Origin of the sequence: Taklimakanibacter albus, assembly GCF_016595235.1 — a bacterium.
GTDB lineage: Bacteria > Pseudomonadota > Alphaproteobacteria > Rhizobiales > Aestuariivirgaceae > Taklimakanibacter > Taklimakanibacter albus.
Genome location: NZ_JAENHL010000006.1, coordinates 268,924 through 288,727 on the forward strand (window position 1 = coordinate 268,924; position 19,804 = coordinate 288,727).

General features: G+C 62.5%; 14 protein-coding genes. 4 read left to right on the forward strand and 10 right to left on the reverse strand.

The genetic code is table 11. The annotated features are described in order from the left end of the window. The first annotated feature begins 195 nt into the window (after positions 1 to 195). The 3 genes from JHL16_RS05960 to JHL16_RS05970 are packed head-to-tail and all read left to right on the forward strand — an operon-like array spanning position 196 to position 3,955. The gene (locus tag JHL16_RS05960; protein ID WP_200183966.1) at positions 196 to 672 is read left to right on the forward strand and encodes a (2Fe-2S)-binding protein; all 477 of its coding nucleotides are present in this window, start codon (positions 196 to 198) and stop codon (positions 670 to 672) included. Beyond that, positions 669 to 1,652 carry an FAD binding domain-containing protein gene (locus JHL16_RS05965; protein WP_200183967.1) on the forward strand — a complete coding sequence of 328 codons (984 nt, stop codon included), beginning with the start codon at positions 669 to 671 and terminating at the stop codon, positions 1,650 to 1,652. The genes JHL16_RS05960 and JHL16_RS05965 overlap by 4 nt, the downstream gene beginning before the upstream one ends. Then, entirely contained in the window at positions 1,649 to 3,955 is a 2,307-nt protein-coding gene (locus tag JHL16_RS05970; protein ID WP_200183968.1) for a xanthine dehydrogenase family protein molybdopterin-binding subunit, read from the forward strand. The genes JHL16_RS05965 and JHL16_RS05970 overlap by 4 nt, the downstream gene beginning before the upstream one ends. A gap of 3 nt (positions 3,956 to 3,958) precedes the next feature. On the opposite strand, the gene JHL16_RS05975 is transcribed toward JHL16_RS05970, so the two are convergent. From JHL16_RS05975 to JHL16_RS06000, 6 genes are all read right to left on the reverse strand, one after another. Next, on the reverse strand, positions 3,959 to 4,873 hold the full coding sequence (locus JHL16_RS05975) for a serine hydrolase (RefSeq protein WP_200183969.1): 915 nt from the start codon (positions 4,871 to 4,873) through the stop codon (positions 3,959 to 3,961). 26 nt (positions 4,874 to 4,899) lie between these two features. Continuing rightward, positions 4,900 to 5,910, reverse strand: a complete 1,011-nt coding sequence (locus JHL16_RS05980) for an ABC transporter ATP-binding protein (protein ID WP_200183970.1) — start codon at positions 5,908 to 5,910, stop codon at positions 4,900 to 4,902. Beyond that, positions 5,907 to 6,884, reverse strand: a complete 978-nt coding sequence (locus JHL16_RS05985) for an ABC transporter ATP-binding protein (RefSeq protein WP_200183971.1) — start codon at positions 6,882 to 6,884, stop codon at positions 5,907 to 5,909. Before JHL16_RS05985 ends, JHL16_RS05980 begins: the two co-directional genes overlap by 4 nt. Further along, complete coding sequence (locus JHL16_RS05990) at positions 6,881 to 7,720, reverse strand: ABC transporter permease (RefSeq protein ID WP_210345958.1); 840 nt, start codon at positions 7,718 to 7,720, stop codon at positions 6,881 to 6,883. The genes JHL16_RS05985 and JHL16_RS05990 overlap by 4 nt, the downstream gene beginning before the upstream one ends. Next, positions 7,717 to 8,658: an ABC transporter permease gene (locus JHL16_RS05995; protein ID WP_200183972.1), complete on the reverse strand. Its 942-nt coding sequence runs from the start codon at positions 8,656 to 8,658 to the stop codon at positions 7,717 to 7,719. Before JHL16_RS05995 ends, JHL16_RS05990 begins: the two co-directional genes overlap by 4 nt. Positions 8,659 to 8,768: 110 nt before the next feature. Beyond that, positions 8,769 to 10,316: an ABC transporter substrate-binding protein gene (locus JHL16_RS06000; protein ID WP_348647175.1), complete on the reverse strand. Its 1,548-nt coding sequence runs from the start codon at positions 10,314 to 10,316 to the stop codon at positions 8,769 to 8,771. Between the two features lie 203 nt (positions 10,317 to 10,519). Here JHL16_RS06000 and JHL16_RS06005 point away from each other — a divergent pair, with 203 nt between their 5' ends. Then, positions 10,520 to 11,410 (forward strand): LysR family transcriptional regulator, encoded by an 891-nt coding sequence (locus JHL16_RS06005; protein WP_200183973.1) that lies wholly within the window; start codon positions 10,520 to 10,522, stop codon positions 11,408 to 11,410. On the opposite strand, the gene JHL16_RS06010 is transcribed toward JHL16_RS06005, so the two are convergent. From JHL16_RS06010 to JHL16_RS06025, 4 genes are all read right to left on the reverse strand, one after another. Next, positions 11,407 to 13,992 carry a DUF2235 domain-containing protein gene (locus tag JHL16_RS06010; protein WP_200183974.1) on the reverse strand — a complete coding sequence of 862 codons (2,586 nt, stop codon included), beginning with the start codon at positions 13,990 to 13,992 and terminating at the stop codon, positions 11,407 to 11,409. The two genes, JHL16_RS06005 and JHL16_RS06010, sit on opposite strands and share 4 nt — an antisense overlap. A 139-nt stretch (positions 13,993 to 14,131) precedes the next feature. After that, entirely contained in the window at positions 14,132 to 16,294 is a 2,163-nt protein-coding gene (locus JHL16_RS06015) for a glycosyl hydrolase 108 family protein (RefSeq protein ID WP_200183975.1), read from the reverse strand. A gap of 231 nt (positions 16,295 to 16,525) precedes the next feature. Continuing rightward, a complete protein-coding gene (locus JHL16_RS06020) occupies positions 16,526 to 18,565 on the reverse strand; it encodes a molybdopterin-containing oxidoreductase family protein (RefSeq protein WP_200183976.1) in 2,040 nt (679 codons plus the stop codon). 259 nt (positions 18,566 to 18,824) lie between these two features. After that, entirely contained in the window at positions 18,825 to 19,751 is a 927-nt protein-coding gene (locus JHL16_RS06025; protein ID WP_200183977.1) for a hypothetical protein, read from the reverse strand. Positions 19,752 to 19,804 lie beyond the last annotated feature (53 nt).

Below are 19,804 nucleotides of genomic sequence, written 5' to 3' on the forward strand. Positions count from 1 at the left end.
GGTCTTGCTGCTTTTTACCGTCCGCTTCGCGCTCACTTCACATACCCAACACAATTGGGGGCTTGAATTCTCACCGGCGTGTTTCTAAGTGTTATCCGGAGGCGCCTCCGATTATATCGCGACGCCTCTGATTTGTTACCCCATCCGGATCCGAAATGTCATGCCTATTACGGAAGACAGAGTGAGGCCGAATTCATGTCTAAATCCTTGACTCTCAAGCTTGCAGTCAACGGCGCGTCACATGAGCTGACCGTCGAACCGCGCGTCACCTTGCTCGATGCCCTGCGCGAGCACCTGGGCCTCACCGGCTCGAAGAAAGGCTGCGATCAGGGCCAGTGCGGTGCCTGTACCGTGCATGTCGATGGCGAGCGCGTGCTCGCCTGCCTCACGCTCGCCGCCCAGGCCGAGGGCAGGGCGGTCACCACCATCGAAGGGCTGACGCCGGAAGGCGCCGATCTGCATCCCGTGCAGGCGGCGTTCCTCAGCCACGACGCTTTCCAATGCGGCTATTGTACGCCGGGCCAGATCATGTCGGCGGTGGCTTGCATCAAAGAGGGCCATGCCGGCTCGGATGCCGAAATCCGCGAATACATGTCCGGCAATCTGTGCCGCTGCGGCGCCTATCCGCATATCGTCGCGGCGGTGCGTCAGGCGAAGGAGGTGATGTCATGAGGGATTTCGACTATGCCCGTCCCGCATCGCTGGCTGAAGCCCGCCGCTTCGCCGCCGAGCCCGACGCCATGCTGCTCGCCGGCGGCACCACCTTGCTCGATCTCGCCAAATGCGGCGTTGCCGCGCCCGCCAAGGTGATCGACATTACTCACCTCGAAGGCCTTGATATGATCACCTTTGGCGCGGCAGGCGTCCATATCGGCGCCCTCGCCAAGATGAGTCATGTCGCCGCCGACGCTGTCATCCGCGAGAATTTTCCGGCCGTCTCGGAAGCGCTCTGGCAGGCCGCCTCGGCGCAATTGCGCAATATGGCGACCATTGGCGGCAATCTCCTGCAGCGCACGCGCTGCGCCTATTTCCGCGATCCCCTGGCTTTTCCCGCCTGCAATAAGCGCGATCCGGGCTCGGGCTGCGCCGCCTTGGGCGGCGTCACCCGCAATCACGCGGTATTGGGCACGAGCAAGGTCTGCATCGCTGCCAATCCGGGCGATCTCGCGGTGGCGCTGACCGCTTTCGATGCGGTGGTGCATCTGGGCGAGCGCCGCATCGCCGTCGACGACTTCTTCCTGCTGCCGGGCATGACGCCCGAGCGCGAGCATGCGCTGGAACCGGGTGAAGTGATCACCGCGGTGACCATACCCGCTTCCGTCCCGGCACGGCGTTCGACCTATCTCAAGGTGCGCGACCGCCAATCCTACGAATTCGCCGCCGCCAGTGCCGCGGTTGGAATCGAGCTCGAGCCCGACGGCAAGACCATTCGCGATCTGCGCGTGGCGCTGGGCGGCGTCGCCACAAAGCCCTGGCGCGCGCGCGACGTCGAGAAGGCGCTCATCGGCAAGCTGCTCGAGCCCAAGGCGGTGAGAGAGGCAAGCCTGCTCGCGATGACGGGTGCGCTGGCGCAAGGCGACAATCACTACAAGATCGACCTGGCGCCGCGTGTCGTAACGCGCGCCATCCTGAAAGTCGGAGGCCTGGCATGACGACGGATATTCTGCCTGCGAAAGTCAAACGCGGCGACGCGTCCGATGGCGGTGCCTCTCTCGGCAGTCGTCTGTCGCGCATCGATGGCCCTGCCAAGATCACCGGCGCGGCGCGTTATGCGCTCGAGCATCATCCCGAAGGTCTCTGCCATGCGGTGATCGTGCAGAGCACCATCGGCGCCGGCCGGATCGGCGTCATCGACACGGCGGCGGCCGACGCAGCACCCGGCGTCCTCATGGTGCTCACCCCCGACAGAATCATGCCGTTGAAATCGGCGACGACATGGCTCGACACGCCGGGACCTGATGGGCCTTATCTGCCGCTTACCAATATGATCAATTTCGTGGGCCAGCATGTCGCCGCCGTGGTGGCCGAGACCTTCGAGCAGGCGACCGCCGCGGCGGCACTCATCAAGATCTATTATGAGGAGACCGATGCGATCGCCACCTATGACGATCCGCGGTCGGGCGAGGGGATGGCGCTCGATCATCTGGCGGTTTCCTGGGGCGAGGCCGAAGAGGCCCTGGCCGAGGCGCCGGTTCGGATCGAGGCGACCTATCGCACACCGCGCGAATATAATGTCCCTATCGAGCCGCATGGGCTGGTGGCGCAATGGAATGGCGATAAGCTCACCGTGTGGGAGCCGAGCCAGTGGATCAACGGCATGTCGCGCACCTATGCCGAATGGTTCGGCGTTCCCTATGAGAATGTGCGATTGGTTTCACCTTTCATCGGCGGCGGCTTCGGTTCGAAAGCCTTTGCACTGGCGCATGGCGCCATTGCCGCCTGCGCGGCGAAGATGCTCGATCGCCCGGTGAAGCTGGCGCTGACCCGGCCGCAAACATTTACCGCCTTTGGTGGCCGTCCGGCGACGCGCCAGACCTTGAGGCTCGGCGCAACGGAGGAAGGCAGACTGGTGTCCATCGTCCAGACCGGCGCCAATGAAACGTCCCGCGATGGTGTATGGGGCGAGCCTTTGGCCTCGGTCACGGCGCTCATGTATGCGACGCCTCACCTCGCTGCCCGTCAGACGGTGGTGCCGGTGAATACAGTGTTGCCCAGCGCCTTGCGGGCGCCGGGCGAAAATCCGAGCGCCTTCGGCATCGAATGCGCCATCGACGAGCTCAGTTATGAAGTAGGCATCGACCCGGTGGCGATCAGGCTCCTCAATTATGCCGAGGAGGACCCGCATGCGAAAAAGCCCTGGTCGACGCGGCAATTGCGCGAGGCCTATGAAGCGGGCGCCAAGGCCTTCGGCTGGGAAAAGCGCACATCGGAGCCCCGTTCGATGCGTGACGGCCATCATCTGATCGGCTGGGGCGTGGCGGCGGGCACCTATCCGGTCCGCCGCACTGCCGGTGAGGCGATGGTCAGGCTCTTCGCCGATGGCCGCGCCGAAGTGGCGAGCAGCGGCATCGATATGGGGCAGGGCACTTACACGATCCTGGCCCAGACGGCAGCCGACGCGATCGGCTTGCCGGTGGATCAGGTCGAGGTGAAGCTCGGTGACTCGGCCTTGCCCGGCGCGCCGGTGGCCGGCGGATCGCAGCTTGCCAATCTGATGACCGGGGCCGTCCACAAGGCGGCGCTGGCGGCGCGCGATGAGCTTATTGGTCTCGCCATCGGCGACCCCAACTCGCCCTTCCGCGCTCTCCAGGCGAACACGCTCAGTGTTGCGGACGGTGTCATTTCTTCGCCGCGCGGCGGCGAGGAAGTCTCGATCGCCGAACTTATGCATCGTCTCGGCCGCGATAAGATCGAAGTGTTGCGCGATACGCTGCCGGAAACCAACAATAGCGCTGCCGAAAAGCACAGGACCTACACGACCATCACGCGCATGCGCTCGCCGACTGAAGGCGACTATTCGCTTCACGCCTGGTGCGTGCACTTCATCGAGGTCAGGGTCGATGAGGACTTTGGCACGGTCAGGGTGTCGCGGGTCGTCTCGGCCCTCGATTCCGGCCGCCTCTACAACCCCAAGCTTGCTGAAAGCCAATGGAAAGGCGGCATCATCATGGGCATCGGCCAAGCGTTGCTCGAAGAAGGGCTCGTCGATCGGCGCAAAGGGCGAGTCATCAACAACAATCTCGGCGACTATCTCATCGCCACCAATGCCGATATACCTGACATCGAAGTCATCTCGGTCGGCGTGCCGGACTTCCATGCCTCGGTCTTGGGCGGCAAGGCGGTGGGCGAGCTCGGTATCGTCGGCGTCGCGCCGGCGATCGCCAATGCCGTCTATCACGCGACCGGCAAGCGCATCCGCGACCTGCCGATCACGCTGGAGAAGCTGATCGAGTGAAAGCTAGCCTGCGATCAGCGCCGCCGCCTTCGCACCGATCTCCGGCAGCAGGGTAAGGCTGTCGGAGGGCCATTTGCCCTGGGTGAAGGCGGCGAGCGTGAAGGCTTCGCCGCCCGGCAGCACCGCATGCAGGGCGTCATGGCGGCGGTAGCTCGCAAGCTCGTCGCCCGTCCAGCCGGTCCAGCCCGCTTTCGACCAGATGCGCGCGCCCTCCGGCATGCCCTCTCCGAGGAAACCTAAGAGCTGCGCATGCGGCGTTTCGCGGAACGCCTTCGTGTTCGGGCGATGGAGGAAGTCGCGCATGGTTCGTGAGCGATCGGCTGAAATCATATCACCGCTCATGATCCTGGCGAGGATCGCCGCGGCGGCGTCGCTGGTGAGCCGGTTGTGATTGTTGCCGCCGCGCCGCACATAGATGTTTTCGCGCCCATAACGCTGGTCGTCCATGAGCTTCTGCGACACGTTGATGCCGGCCAGCTCCGCCAGATCGAGCGACCGGAAATAACGGTTTACATTCTCGCGCGCCTCGACCCAGATCTCCATGTCCGCGGGGGCGAGCTCGAGATCGCCGGTCGTTCCGCTCAGATGGTCGATGATGTAATTGGTCGCCATGTTGCTCGACCATTTGATCATATCATGCGCGGCGCGGACGAGCTCCGGCGTCTCGCTGAGGCGGCCGTCCTGATAGGCCTGTTCCAGGGCCACCAGGTAGAACATCTTGACGACGCTGCAAGGATAGAAGGCGACGTCGCCGCGATAGGAGAAGCTGCCGGCCACCGGGCCCGTTTCACCCGCATGAAGACGCAGAGTGATGGCGAAATCATCGCCGGTGACGCCATGAGGGGCGAAACGCTCGGCGCTCCAGGCGACGAGTTCGGCGCCGATTTTTGCTGCCGATAGCTTGGTATTGGACGACATGAAGTGTTTCCCGGATTTAGTGATCGTCAGGTGCGGTGGGTGAAATCGAATTCCGTGGAGGCCGCCGCATTGAGACAGCGGACAGTGTGCTCCGACCCCTCCGGAATGAGTTCCGGGTGCTCGGCCCGGCAGGCCGGCAGCACGAAGGGACAGCGGGTCGAGAAGCCACAGCCGGCAGGCGGCGCCAGGGGATCCGGCACTTCGCCTTCTATGCCGGGCGCCTGCGTGCGGATGCGCGGATCGGGCATTGGGATCGCGGCGAGGAGCCCTCTCGTATAGGGATGCCGAGGTTCGGCAAACAGGCTTTCGGTCTCGGCGATCTCGACGATCTCGCCCAGATACATGACCGCGATGCGGTCGCTGATATGGCGCACCACATTGAGATCATGCGCGATGAACAGGATGGCGATGCCAAGCTTGGCGCGCAGATCAGCAAGCAGATTAATGATCTGCGCCTGGACGCTGGCATCGAGCGCCGAGACCGGTTCGTCGGCGATGAGCAGGCGCGGCTCCACGGCGAGCGCCCGGGCGATCGAGATGCGCTGGCGTTGGCCGCCGCTGATCGCATGTGGCAACCGCTCCCGAAGGGCCGGCGTCAGGCCGACCATCAGCAGCAATTCATCGATTCGCCTGCTTCGCGCGGCCGCATCGGCCGTCATGCCATGGACCTTGAGGACCTCGTCCAGCATGGCGCCGAGCGTCATGCGCGGATTGAGCGAGGCGTAGGGATCCTGGAAGACCATCTGGATCTGGCGGGCGCGGGCATGTCGGTCGGCGTCGAAGCCGCCGCCCTGCCAGGCGAAGCTGCCCTGATCTGGTTTGTCGAGGCCGACGATGCAACGGCCCAGCGTTGACTTGCCGCAGCCCGATTCACCGACAACACCCAGGATCTCGCCGGGCTTGATGGTGAGACTGACATTGCGCAGCGCCTGCAGCCTGGCTCGCGGCTTGCGGGCGAGCATGTCGCTCAGACTATGGTCGAGCGCGTAGGCCTTCGACACATGGCTGATCTCGAGCAGGGGTGAGGAGGCGCTCATGCGATCTCCTTCATCCGCAGGCAGGCGCTCAAATGGCCCGGCTCGACATCGAGCAGCGGCGGCTCCTCGCGCGCGCATTGGCCGACGGCGAAACGGCAACGCGGATGGAAGCGGCAGCCCGGAGGCGGCGCCGACAGGTCGGGGGGAGCGCCGCCGATCGGCTCGAGCCGGTCCTGCTTGCCGTGCAAGGCGGGCAAGGCGCCCAGCAATGCCCGCGTATAGGGGTGTGATGGCTTGGCGAAAAGCTGTGCCGTATCGGCGGTTTCGGCGATGCGCCCGGCATACATGACGGCGACGCGATCGCAGGTCTGCGCGACGACGCCGAGATCATGGGTGACGAACAGCACCGCCATGCCGGTTTCCGCGCGCAGCTTCAGGATCAGCTTGAGGATCTGGTCCTGTACCGTGACGTCGAGGGCCGTGGTCGGCTCGTCGGCGATCAGGAGCTTTGGCCGGCAGGCAAGCGCGATGGCGATGAGCACGCGCTGGCGCATACCGCCGCTGAAGGCATGTGGATAGGCATCGAGCCGCCGCTCGGGCGCGGTGACGCCGACCGATTTCAGAAGATCGACGGCAGCTTGGCGTGGTGTCCTGCCGGCGAGCCGGCCATGCCGGATGAGGCCTTCCTGGATCTGCCGGCCGATGCGCATCGTCGGATTGAGCGCCGTCATCGGATCCTGGAAGATCATCGCGATGCGGCTGCCGCGGATATCGACGAAGTCTGAATTCCTGAGAGTGACGAGGTCGCGGCCCTCGAAGGTGATCGAACCTTCCATGCGGCTCGGTGCGGCGCCGCCGAACAGCCGGATCAGTGAGCGGCAGGTGACACTCTTGCCGCAGCCCGATTCGCCGACCAGGCCGAAGATCTCGCCCGGCCGGATGTCGAAGCTGACGCCATCGACCGCAGTCACGGTGCGGCCGCGGCCGGCGAAGGTGACCTTGAGATCGCGCACGCTGAGCAGAGGCGCGCTCATGCTTTGGGCCTCAGGAAGTCATCGAGCCCGTCACCGAGAAAGGTGAAGGTGACGCCGACCAGCACGATGGCGAGGCCGGGAAACAGAGATATCCACCAGCCGTCCTGGATGAAGTTACGGCCGTCGGCGATCATCACGCCCCATTCCGGTGTCGGCGGCTGGATGCCGAGCCCGAGAAAGCCGAGCGATGTGACGGCGAGAATGGTGAGCACGACATCCGCCATCATGAAGACGATGGCCGGCGTGATGACATTGGGCAAAATGTGCCGGAACATGATGCGGACATGGCTGTAGCCCAGGACCGAGGCGGCCTTCACATAATCGAGCTCCTTGGCGAGCAGCACCTCGCCCCTGACGATGCGGGCGAAGGAGATCCACACCACCAGGGTGAAGGCCAGATACATATTGGCGATGCTGGGGCCGAGCGCCCCGACGATGCTGATGACCAGCACGTAGAAGGGGAACGCCCACAATATATCGACGAGCCGCATCAGGATGCGGTCGAGCCAGCCGCCGAAATAGCCGGAGATCAGTCCGATGGCCGAACCGATGAGGAAAGGCAGCAGCACGCAGACCGCGACGACCTGGAGGTCCACCTTGGCGGCGGCGACAACGCGGGCGAGCACGTCGCGACCGAGATCGTCGGTGCCGAACGGATGGGCGAGGCTCGGCGCGGTGAGCGCGTTGCCGAAGTCGATGGCGAGCGGATCGTGCGGCACGACGAGCGGCCCGATCAGGCTGGCGAGGACCAGCGCCAGCAGCAATATGAGACCGATATGCAGATTCCGGTTGCGCCGGAATCTTTCGATCGTTTCTGTGGAGATGAGACGGCTCAAGACAGTGTCACGCGCGGATCGACCAGGGCGTAGGCAAGGTCGGTCAGGAGGTTGATGATGACGACGAGCGTCGCGAAGGTGACGGTCAGCGCCTGCACCATGGGGTAATCGCGCGCCGAGATCGAGGAGACGAGCAGCGAGCCGAGTCCCGGTATACCGAAGACCGTTTCGATGACCACGGTTCCGCCGATTACCCAGCTCGTATGGACGGCGAGGACTGAGATCGTCGAGGTCAGTGAGTTGCGGAAGACATGGCGCCATAGCACGTCACGTTCGACGAGCCCTTTGGCCCGCGCGGTATCGACATAATCGGCGCCGAGAACCGCGATGATCGAGCTGCGCAGCGAGCGGATGGTCAAGGCGGCCGTACCGAGCGCGATGATGAAGGCGGGGAGGATCAGATGATGCAACCTGTCCCAGAAGCCCTCGCCATAGCCCGATACGGGAAAGAGCGGCACATAGATGGCGAGCAGCAGAACCAGGAGGACGCCGAGCCAGAAAGCCGGCATCGACATCGCCATCACGAAGACCACGCGAACGATCTGATCGATGACGCCGCCGCGCCGGACCGCCGTCAGCATGGCGAGCGGAACCGTCATGACGACGGCCATGATGGTGGACAGGCCGACGAGCGCGAGGCTCGGCCACAGGCGCTCGAGGATGAGCGGGCCGATATCGGCCTTGTAGGCGATCGAGCGGCCGAAACTCCCTTGGACGAGATCGCCGATGAAGCGGAGATATTGGTGCCACAAGGGCTGGTTGAGGCCGAGCTGCTCATTGAGCTTGGCGATATCTTCCGGCGTGCCGCGGCTGCCGAGCATGAGCGTCGCCGGATCGCCCGGCATGACGCGCAGCAGCAGAAACGCCACCACGGTGATGCCGAGCAACACCGGCAGGAGCTGGATTATCCGCGACAGGCAGAAAAAGACTATCTTCATGATAAAATCGGTCCGCCGTCCGCTCTCCAGATCACGATCACTTTAGGTCGGATCGACCTAAAGTGATAAACGTGATCGGAGAACGGGCGGAAGAAACGCGTCTTTGCCGGTTACTTTATCACCACGTCCTTCAGCGAATAGTTCGCCGTCGGCAGAACTTCGAAGCCCTCGACATTGGCGCGCATCGCATAGGCCGATTTCGGCATGAACAGGAAGATGAACGGAGCGCCCTCATGGACCCGCGCTTCGATCTCCTTGAACATCTTGCCACGTTCCTCGCCTTCATTGGTCGAGCGTTCGAGCGCGTAGAGCTCGTTGACGCGGTCGTCCTTCCATTGCGAATGGAAGGCGTTGGCGCGCTCCGGATTGACCATGGTAAAGCCGACCAATTGATCGGGGTCGATCGTGTCGCTCGTCGCATAGGAGAGCGACAGCTCGAAATTGCCGGCCTTGGTGGTGCTGAACTGCGAGGAGCCTTCGATGGTCTGCAACTCCACCTCGATGCCGATGGCGCGCAGTGACGCCTGGATGGCGCTGCCGATCTGGCGGCTGGTCACGTCCCCGCCGCGCACCAGCATGCTGGTCTTGAAGCCGGAATCGAGACCTGCCTCCTTGAGCAAAGCCTTCGCTTTGTCGAGATCGAGCGGGTAGGGCTTCAGCTCTTCATTGTGATAGGCCATGACCGGGATGGAGGTCGTGGCGGCAACGGCGTCGCCATGGAAGACGCCTTTGACCAGTGCTTCCTTGTCGATGGCGTAGTTCATCGCCTGGCGGACACGCACGTCGTCGAACGGCTTCTTGGTCGTGTTGATCTGCACCATGTCGATGCGGAACACCGGCGCCAGACCGACCTTGACGCTGGCATCGCTCTTGAGGGCGGCTGCCTGGTTGAACGGCACCTCGATGATCGCATCGAGTTCGCCGGCCTTGAGCTTCAGAACGCGCGAATTGTCTTCCGGCACGATTTCGAGCGTGGCGCCGTCGATGGCGGGTTTGCCCTTTTCCCAATAATGGGGGTTCTTGGCGAGCTCCATCTTCTGGCCGCGCGCCCAGGACGAGAGACTGAAGGGGCCGGAGCCGATCGGCTTCTCGAAGAAGGCTTCGCCCTGAGCCTCGACCAGCTTGGCGGGCAGGATGGAGGCGCTGAACATCGCCAGATTGTTGATGATCGGGGTGAAGGGCTTCTCCAGCTTCATCACGATCGTATGGTCGTCGACGACGTCATAAGAGGTGATGGGACGGAAGAAGCGTCCCCATTCCGATTTCTCGCCGGCCGCGCGCTTGAGCGAGAATTCGACGTCCTTCGCCGTGACGGGTGTTCCGTCCGAGAACTTGGCGTCGCTGCGCAGCTTGAATTGATATTCCTTGCCGTCGGGCGAGACCGTCCAGGATTCGGCGATGCCGGGCTCGAGCTTGGTGCCGTCCTTGCTCGGGCGGACGAGCTGGTCATAGATCTGCAGCTCGGCCCAGATCGACGCATTGTCGCTGGAAGCGATGGGGTCGATGGTGAGCGCATCCTCGCGCACGCCGACTTTCAACGTGGCGGCCTCGGCGGCGAAGGGACCGATCGTCAGGGCGCTGGTTGCGAGGAGGGCGAAGAGGGCCGGGGCCAGTAGAGCCCGGCGTGAAAGGCCAAATATCGAGTTCCGAATGCGCACGTTAAACTCCTCCCGGATCTATATTCCTGGTTATGAATTGGGTTGGAACAGGCCGTTTGCGAATGATAGTCGGCAGCCGCCGCTCGCATGCCAGAGCCTGTCCCATAAGGGCAATCTTGAGAGGAATACCTGAATGGTCAAATCGGAATATAGACTACATCCATAACTTGAGGTTATAGGCTTGCGATCAAGGAGGACGCTCTTTGCGACTGCGCCATATCGAGGTTTTTCACGCCATCAAGCAGGCCGGGTCGATCAGCAAGGCGGCTGTCCTTCTGGGGGTGTCCCAGCCTGCCGCCAGCAAGGTGCTGCAGCACGCCGAATCCTCGCTGGGATTCAAGCTGTTCGAGCGCGTGAAGGGACGGTTGCTGCCGACGGCTGAGGCGGAACTTCTTTATGTCGAGGTCGCCAAGCTGAATTCCGGTCTCGATCAATTGCGCAAGCTGTCCGCCAACTTGCGGCGCTTTCCGCAGGGGCGTCTGCATGTCGGTTGCCTGCCGAGTCTCGGCCTGTCTATCATGCCGAAGACCATCCGTGATTTTCGCAAGACCTACCCATCAGTGGTCTGCGAGGTCGAAACCAACCATATCGAGGCGCTTCTCGCCGGCTTGCGCTCTCGCCAACTCGATCTGGCGGTTTCCATATTCCCCGATGAACATCCCGATATCAGGACGCAGGTCGTCGGCGAAATCGACCTGGTCTATCTCGGGCCAAAGGATGGCGGCGAGTTCGATCTGGCGGAGATCGCCGACCATGAATTCATCGGGCTTTCGCGCAGCGACGGTGTCGGCGGCATGATTGCGCGCGAGCGCGAAAGACTGGGCTGCAGCTACGCGCCCGCCATCGAAGTCCAGACCTATTATCTCGCTTGCGCCTTTGCCGCGGCGGGCTGTGGCGCCGCGATCGTCGACCGTCTGACGGCGCAGAGCATGCTGCGCCCCGGCCTATTCCTGCGCAGGCTGAAGCAGCGCCTCATCGTCCATATCGTCGTGCTCACGCACGAAGCCAATGTCATTCGTGGCTTCTATACCGACTTCGCCAATATTCTCAGAAAGTCGGTGGAGAGCACGATCGAGGCTGCCGCAGCCGGCTAGAATTTCTCCACTGAAAAATTCGCCGAGCCCTCATTGTTCTCGTAGAAGTAATTATGCAATCCCGGCACGGAGACGATGGCGTCGTTGACATAGAGATAAAGCCGCCCGGTTTTCCGCGCGGTGATGAGGGCTTCCAGATTGCGCGCCTCGCATTTGTCGCTCGACTCCGGTGCCTTGATCGGGACGAGGGCATATTCGTCATTGCCACGCCGGCCGATGCGCGCGATCGGCCGGAAATAGGGCTCCGACCACCATCGTTTGGCTGGCGCCCCAAGATAGAAGGGAAGCGAGTCCGGCCAGGCGATGGTGTCGTCGATGCCATAAACCCCGGCGCAATGTGATGCATCCTTCCAGGCGGTGTTCTGCGGAATATCGATCTTGATCTTGTAGCTCTGTCCCTTCACCAGATCGATGCCGGTATCCGCGCACATATTCTTCGTCGTGTCGAACGTGCCGGCCATGGTCGCATTGGCGGTGCCGGGCTCAGGACAGATCTTTCCGATCGAGCTCACGACCTCGAATGTCGCCTTGTTGAGGCCGGCTAGGAGGAAGACCGACGTGAGAACCAGAAAGACCAGCGGAAGCCCGGTATTCTTGAGGAAGCAATAGAGGGCTATTGCCGCATCATTTGTCCGGATGGCGCGCGCGAAGCGCAGTGTCCATGGCGTCGCACTTGCCTCTGCCTTGGCGTCGGCGCGGCCTAGTCTCGCTGCCAACAAAGCGCATATCGCCGCAATGCCAAAGAGAACACCGGCGGTGATCAGGGCCTTGGTGGTCAGAGGAGATGAAACGACCAGCGCCACTACGGAGCTGAAGAGGAAGATGAGGGCCGAACTCCACAGTGTCCGGCGCTGCGCGTCCCTGCGTGCCTCGCCGCTGTTGGCCTTATCCTCCTGATGATCGATATTCCAGACGGCGCGCGCCCGGTCGTGAATGCGGATGCGCAGGAATTTCCCGATCCACAGGCAGACGCCGATCGCCACACCGAGCGCCAGGGCGCCAGCCGGATTGTCGGTGATCGCCTGCAGCCAGGGGGCCGCCATGGCGGGGAGGAAACTGCGCAGCAGTTCAATAACCGGACCGATGACGCCGCCGAGAATGTCATTGAGATCCGAGATGATCCCGATTGTCGGATAGCCGGCATAGAGCGGATAAAGCCCGGCCAGGACGAAGAGAACCAGGGATACATAATAAAGAGCGCGTCCCCACCAGACGCTGTCATGCATCAAGTCCACGCGCTCGGAGCGCAGCGGGCCTCTGGCCGATACGATCGTATTGGCGACGTCGGAAAGCGATTGCTGCATGGCCTGCAGATCGCGGGTCCGGCCCACGGGGAGCGGCAACTTGTCGGGCCGTTTGGGCGGCGGGGCGATCTTGGTTACGCCGCCGAGCTGGGTGAGAGGGACCACGTCGTCATAAGGTGTGAGTACCTCGACTTCTTCCGGCAAGGCGATCGGACCATACTGATCGGAGCCCTTCGCCATGCGGATGATGGCACTGGCATCGACAAGGGGAAGCCTTTTGGGCACGCCGCTCTTTGCCGAAGGACCGTTCATGAGGTCCTGAGCAGAGCGCGGATGATAGCGATAGAAAACGCCCGTCCCCGAGCGTGGATCGTAACGGCGGCCGCTTTCCGAGGCATTGTCCCAGTAGTCGGCAACGATCTCGGCATCGAAGCGCAGGCCGGACTCCGCCGCTTCCCCGATCATCCAGCACAGCGGAATATAAGCCAGCCGATCATCGGGATAGCCGCCGCCGACATTGGCATGCGCGCCGGCGAACCACACTTGCCTGAGGCGTGGCGGCTCATCGTTCTTTGGCTGCAGATCCTTGGGATCATCCTCGAGCCAGGGAATAGGAAAGAAGGTTCGTCTCTCATCATCGATGCTGAATGCCTGGCGCGCCCGCTTGACGGAGGAGAGAAGGCCAGGCCCGAAGGACATCGGCCAGATCCAGCGGTCGACGGCTCGTGTCAGCTCATCGATGGGCAGACCATAGGCGGCCACGGTGTCCCAGACACCCAGGAAATGCACCTTCACACTCCCCGCCGCGCGCGGATCACCCGCCTTGGGCCTTACTTCCGAATAGGGCTTGCCCCGGGTGAAATTGTTCCAGACCTCTATGAATCGATCGCGCAAGCGACGAGAACTGGAAGTCCACCACATCCGAGCCGGAAAGGCCTTCTGGCGATAGGCGCGATAGGCGGCGACCGCATTGCGGTCGAGCTCCTGGGTCGAGGCGAAATTGACCAGCCCCTCGCGATGAATGAGTCCGACCAGCATGCGGATCGTGAAGGCGCCGCGGCTGAAGCCGAAGGCATAGATCCGGTCGCCCGGCTCGTAATTGAGGCAGAGGAATTTGTAGAGCGCCAGCACGCGCTTCTTAACGCCGAAGCCGAGAGCGAGGCCGATGACCTGGAAGGGCTTGAAGCTCGATGTGCCGACGCCGTCGCTGAAGACAGCGATTTGATCGGCTCCGTTCAAGTCGAGCGCCTCATAGAGACGCCAGACATTGGTCTTGAAAGCCTTGGCGGCACTGTTGCCGGTGCCGTCGGCCAAGACGACAAGATTCCTGCCGCCCATGTGACGTTCCCCATCCCCGTTGCCGGTCATCCCGGCATCGCCCTCGTCGTTCCTTGCACGCGGATCTTGCTCGCCCGCGCCTTCCTCATTCAATGCGGCCCGCTTTTTTCTTTCTTCACCGCGCGGGCAGCGCCGCGGTTCACTTCTGTTGCGCGGCGTATTTGTCCATCTTGCCAAGGCCGCCCCAGGCCGCCAACCCCAGGAAGATCGGCAGCAGAGCGGAGGCGATCGGCGCGATCGGTCCCAAGGCCGGGATCAGGGTGAGAAGCGGCGAGCCGGTGGTCAGAAGGGAACTCAAGACCGATCCGAGGATGCCGAGGAAGCTCTTGCGGCCATCGAGCATGTTGCCGAGGGTCGTGCCGAGGGCACCATTGACGGGCGTCAGGCCCGGCTTGCCGCTCTTGCTCTCCAGGATCCGGGTCAGCAAGGAGGCAATGATCGCTGTCGGTGTGGAGGGCGCTGCTGTACCAGGCGCCGCCACTCCCGGTTGATGAGTCCCATCGACCTGAGGAATGTTGCCGGGTTGCGCCAAAGCATCAGTCAGCATCTTGACCAATTGATTGAGTGCTTCGTCCTTCGTTGTCACGGTCGTATCTCCTTCGTCGTCGATCTTGGGCGTCGGCATGACAGGTTGTTCGCCGTCCGTCTCGGCAAGCCATTTATCTGCTTCGACCCTGAGTATCTTCACGCGTCTGTTAAAGCCGCCCTTGAAAGTGGCGTAGTTGTCGATCGACTTGAGCAGGGCATCGTAGAGGTCGATGAGATCGTCGATCGTGTCCGCCAACGGCGCCGTGGCGATGGCCTTCAATGTATCTTCACCAACATCGCCATCGACTTTCAGCGATGCGCCGTTCTTGTTGAGCGCGCGTTGCAGATATTCTCCGGCTCTGCCAGGGCCGGCATGGACGGCAATATTGTAGACCGGTAGCGCGAGTGCACCGGGCATCGCACCGCAGGAGCTCTTCGTCCAGTACCGGGCAAAATAGATATCCTTGGCTTCATCATAGGTCATCGCCTTGACTTCGGCGGCGGTGACCGAGGCCTTCTTGCGCCATGCTGCCAAAGTATAGTGCGTTATGCCAAAATTCGTCGGGCCACCCTTGTCCTTTGGGTTATTGGTGAAGCCGCCCTCGAATTCCTTGATGAGAGCCTGTGCGCGTTCGAAATTGGCGCGCGAGCGTTGATCGTCGGATTGAGGGCTAGTGGCAGCGGTCTTTGTCGTGGTGGTAAGTATTGGTTGAGTGCCCGTCAACCCGAGCGCGATGGCGAGCAATTGCTGAACGGTCGCTTCATCGAGATCGGTTTCGTCCTCGAGATCAGGGTTGTTGCCCGGTGTTTCCACCGCCTCGCCAGGCTGCGGCGCGGCTTTGGCTTTGGACAACGGCGGTAGGACGATGCCAAGTGACTCGGCGGTCTGGGCGCCGCAGACGCCGTCGGCGGCTACCGGACCTAGGGTCTTTGCCTGAAAGGTCATCAAGGCGCTCAGGGACGCTCTGCCGAAAATCCCGTCAGCCTTCTTTTGCAGCAGTCCCCGTTCCGTCAGTTTGTTCTGGACATCGCGGGCGAGGGGGCCGGTCGATCCGAAGCGGACGACCTGCGATGCGTCTTCCGCAGCTTCGAGGAAGGCCAGCTCTTCGGCCGAAAACAGGAGATAGACGAAGCGCTTCTGCTTGATGCCATAGGCATTGTCGATAAAGGTCCGCCACGGGCCCGTCTCCGGGCGATTGCTTCCGGACGGTTGCGGGAGGCCGCAGATCACCTGGCAACCGGCGCTGCTGTAGAAGCCGGCGAGATCCTCGGTATAGGCCGAATGGATATTGTCCCAGACAAATGTCCCGTCCTGGCCGCCGAAGTCCACCTTGTCAGCAAGATCGAAGGTGAGATTGTCGGCGGTGCGCCAGACGGGAAAGAAAGTCGCTTGCCGGAACGCTCTGTGCGCGCCCGGCTTGTTGGCCTTGTGCACGCCTTTCTCATGCTCGAAACGACCGAGCATCAGCATATTCGTGCCTGTCCCACCCTTTTGTTTGGCCCTTTCGATATTTGGCCGGGAAGGCACGGTCGAGCCCGGGAAGAGTGCAATGTCGTCGGATTCGACCTTCCACTGTCCGAGTGTGCAGTTCATCCTCAGGAAGTCGATGGACGAGAACTGTCCGGTGCGACTCTTGCTGAAGGAGTTATCAAACGGGGAGTCAGGTTTGAAGCCGCGGATGCCGAAGAAGATCATGCCATCGGTCGGGATGGCATAGCCATTGCGTCTTGCGGCACGAGTCAACAACTTGGCGGTGATCGTCAGATCAGCCATGGGTCCCTCTCAAGCCCTCGCGGAATTGTCAGATAAATCAGCACAAAAGCGATTGAAACGGAAGTGCCTTTGGGTAATTTATTTGCTTATGATTACCGCCGGGGTTTCACGGGCACAACTGTAACGCCGAGGCAATGTCGCAAAATGTGCGGAAAGGCACAACGCAAACGATAAATTATAAGAATATCGAAAAGCAGAAAAAACATAATATTTTCAATATCTTGTTAAGATTCAGGCGCGCCCTGGATGGAGCAGTCGCACCTCCGTACCATGGACGGCCGTGCTTTCGGCCATGTCGCTCTTGCGCGCCGAGACCAGTGCATTGACATTGACATCGTCGGGCGACGTGCCCGGCCAGCGGCCCTTGTGGACGATGCCGACGCCCGGTTGAGCCGCGTCCGACAAGGCGACTGTGAGAGAGAGCTGTCCGGTTTCATTGGCGAGCAATATCTGGTCGCCTTCGGCGAAGCCGTTTGCCGCCGCGTCCTCGGGATGCAGCATGACCGTCGGCGGCCCAAGCCTGCGACGGATCACCTTGTCATTGCCGTAGCTCGAATTCATCAGCCACAGCGAGGCGGGCGAGAGGATGCGTAAGTGACCGGGCGCGGGTGGCGCATCGGCCTCGGGCAGGGCCATGCGCGGCAGGCCTTGCGCTTCCGCCCGCGCGCTGGCGAGCTCGATCTTGCCGGATGGTGTGGCGAAGGTGAGGTCGGCGAATTGAATGCGGGGTTCCGGGAACAAGGCGACGGTGCCGGCCTCGGCGAGATCGGCGAAGGAGCCGCGATAAGGCGTCGTGGCGAGGAGTCGGGCGATCAACGCCGCGTCGGTCTCGAAGAGCGCGGGCTCATTGAACCCCATCGCCGCGGCGAGGCGGCGGAATATTTCCTGATTGGAGAGCGCTTCGCCCGGCGGCTCGCCGGCCTTCACTTGCGCCGACAGGGTGAGATCGAAATAGGGCAGCACCAGGTCGTCGAATTCGAGGAAGCTCGCCGCCGGCAATACGATATCGGCATAACGCGTCGTGTCGGTATGGAAGAGGTCGATGGCGACGTGGAAAAGATCGTCGCGCTGGAGTGCCCGGCGCAGACGCCCTTGCTCGGGCGAGGAGGCGGCCGGATTGTTGTTCCAGTTGATGAAGGCGCGGGCGCGCTCCGTGTCTTCGAGCGTGGCGGCGAGATCCATATGGCTGAACGACCCGACGCCGTCGCGGGCAAGCGACGGCTCGGTCACCATCGCCATGTCGATACCGCGCGCCGTGCCGCCGTTCATATAGCAGAAGCCGGCACCTTCCTTGCCAAGATTGCCGGTGAAGGCGACGAGGGCGGAAACCGCCCGGAACACATTGCCGCCCTGCGGCTGCCGCTGGGCGCCCTGGCCGAGCCATAGGAGTGACGGTCCACGGCCATAGAGGAGGGCCGCTTCTTCGATGAGCCGGGCCGGCACGCCGCATAGCTCTTCGCCACGCGCCGGCGTCATCGCCCGGATGGCCGGCATCATCTCTTCCCAGCCGACCGTGTGTTTGGCGAGGAAAGCATGGTCGACGAGGCCTCTGGCGTCGAGCACATTGAGCAGCGCGAAAGCGAGCGCCGCGTCGCTGCCGGGCCGGAGCTTGAGATGGAGGTCGGCGGCCAATGCGGTGTCGTGACCGATCGGGTCCACGACGATGAGCTTGGCGCCGTGGGCGCGCGCTTCTTTCAGCCAGAATTTGTCCTGATGCGGCGCCGAATGCGACGGATTGGCGCCCCAGATCAGGAGCGCGCATGAGCGGCTGGCGCTGCGCGGATCGAAACCGTCGAGCGAATTGCCGAAAACCAGCTCCAGCGCCGCATGGCCGGCCTTGTTGCAGACGGTATCGGGATCAACCTCGGTGGCGCCGATCCGGTTGAAGAAGCGGCTTGGAAAAGCGCCGGCGAGAAGAGCTACCGTGCCGGTATAATGCGTATGGATGATGCTGCGAGCTTGGCCCTGGGCCAGGAGCTGGTTGAGATGGACGGCGATTTCGCTCAGCGCGTCATCCCACGAGATCGGCGCGAATTCACCACTGCCCTTGACGCCAACGCGCCGCAAGGGTGTCGAAAGCCTCAGCGCTGGATCGCGCCAGGCGCCATTATAGGCAATGGCGCATTTGCCACAGAGCGCGCCGCGCGTGATGTGATGGTCGGGATCGCCCAGTACATTGGCGATGACGCCATTGCGCTTGTTCACGATCATCCCACAGGCATCGTAGCAGTCTCTGGGGCAGGTCGTTTTTATCGTCTCGATGGCGATCATCTGGCTTTCCGGCTAGTGTGCTGAACGCGAAGTTCCTGATATCAGGCGGCTTGCACCGACAGGAACTTCGCGTTCAAAAGCACACTAGAGTCATCAAGTTTTCTAGTGCCCTTCCGAATCCGAAGTTCGCTCGGAAGGTGCCGCTGTCAGTGGCGAACTTCGGATTCGGGGCACTAGTGTCGTACCGACCATAGCATGGCCGCGGACGCGGCTGGCTGTCCACTTGCGCATCTATGCCTCAGGCCAGTTTGCGCTCTCTCTATACCGCGATCCGGTCCGGCATCGCGCGGTCGGGCAGGGCAGCGAGCGCTTCCGCCGCGCATGTGGCGAGCAGATGGAACAAGCCCGCTTGCATGTTCTGCAGGTCGTCGGCGAGGCCGGCGCTCAGGCTGATCATATCGGCTTCGCGGGTAAGGAGACCTGCCGCTTCGGCATCGCGGAGCAGCCGCAGGACATGGGTACGCGAAACCTGAAATTGCTTGGCCAGAGCCGAGATCGAGACCGGCAGAGGCGCGAGAGAAACCGGTTGGCCGTCGGAGCCGCCTGCAAGCATCAGGCTGTAGAGGATCAGCATGCCGGCGTCGCGACCGGCAAAGAGATGCAAGCTCGGTGCGTGATCGAGAATGCGGCTGCCGGATATGAACCAGGTGCCGAGCGCCCGGAACAGCGCCGCCTCGAAATCCGGATCGCCCAGCGCGTGGACGGCCGGCGCGATGTCGGGGCGAAGCAAGGTTATGACCGGGAATTGGCGTGCCAGGCGCGTGCGCGCGATGTCCATCAGCTTCTCGCTCGGGCGCAACTGGGTGACGCGGCGGTCGCCTGGATGCGGAACCGATTCGATGTGTCCGGTCAGGCGCATGAAAGCCAGGATCGCACTGGCCCGGCCGGGGCTGCACAGGCCGTTGGTCCGGCAGAAGTTGCGGAACCGGCTCGGGGTCAAACCGGACAAGGGATCATCGGCGCGTCCCTCGAGATGAAGATAGATCACCGCATGGCCGATGAGCGCCAGCGGCCGGTCGCTGAGGAACCAGCTCATCACCCGGTTGCGGCGATGGAGGGCGATCAATCCTTCGGCTGAGGCCCTGAGCGCTTCTCCGAAACGCGGATGGGCACGCAACTGCGCCAGCGCCTGCGGTGTGAGAATGTCTTTTCCTGAAGCAACGAGCATCGTAATGAGGTGATTCAACCGCAATCCTGTCAATTTTGTACACTTACCTGCTTGCCCTACGCGATGCCATA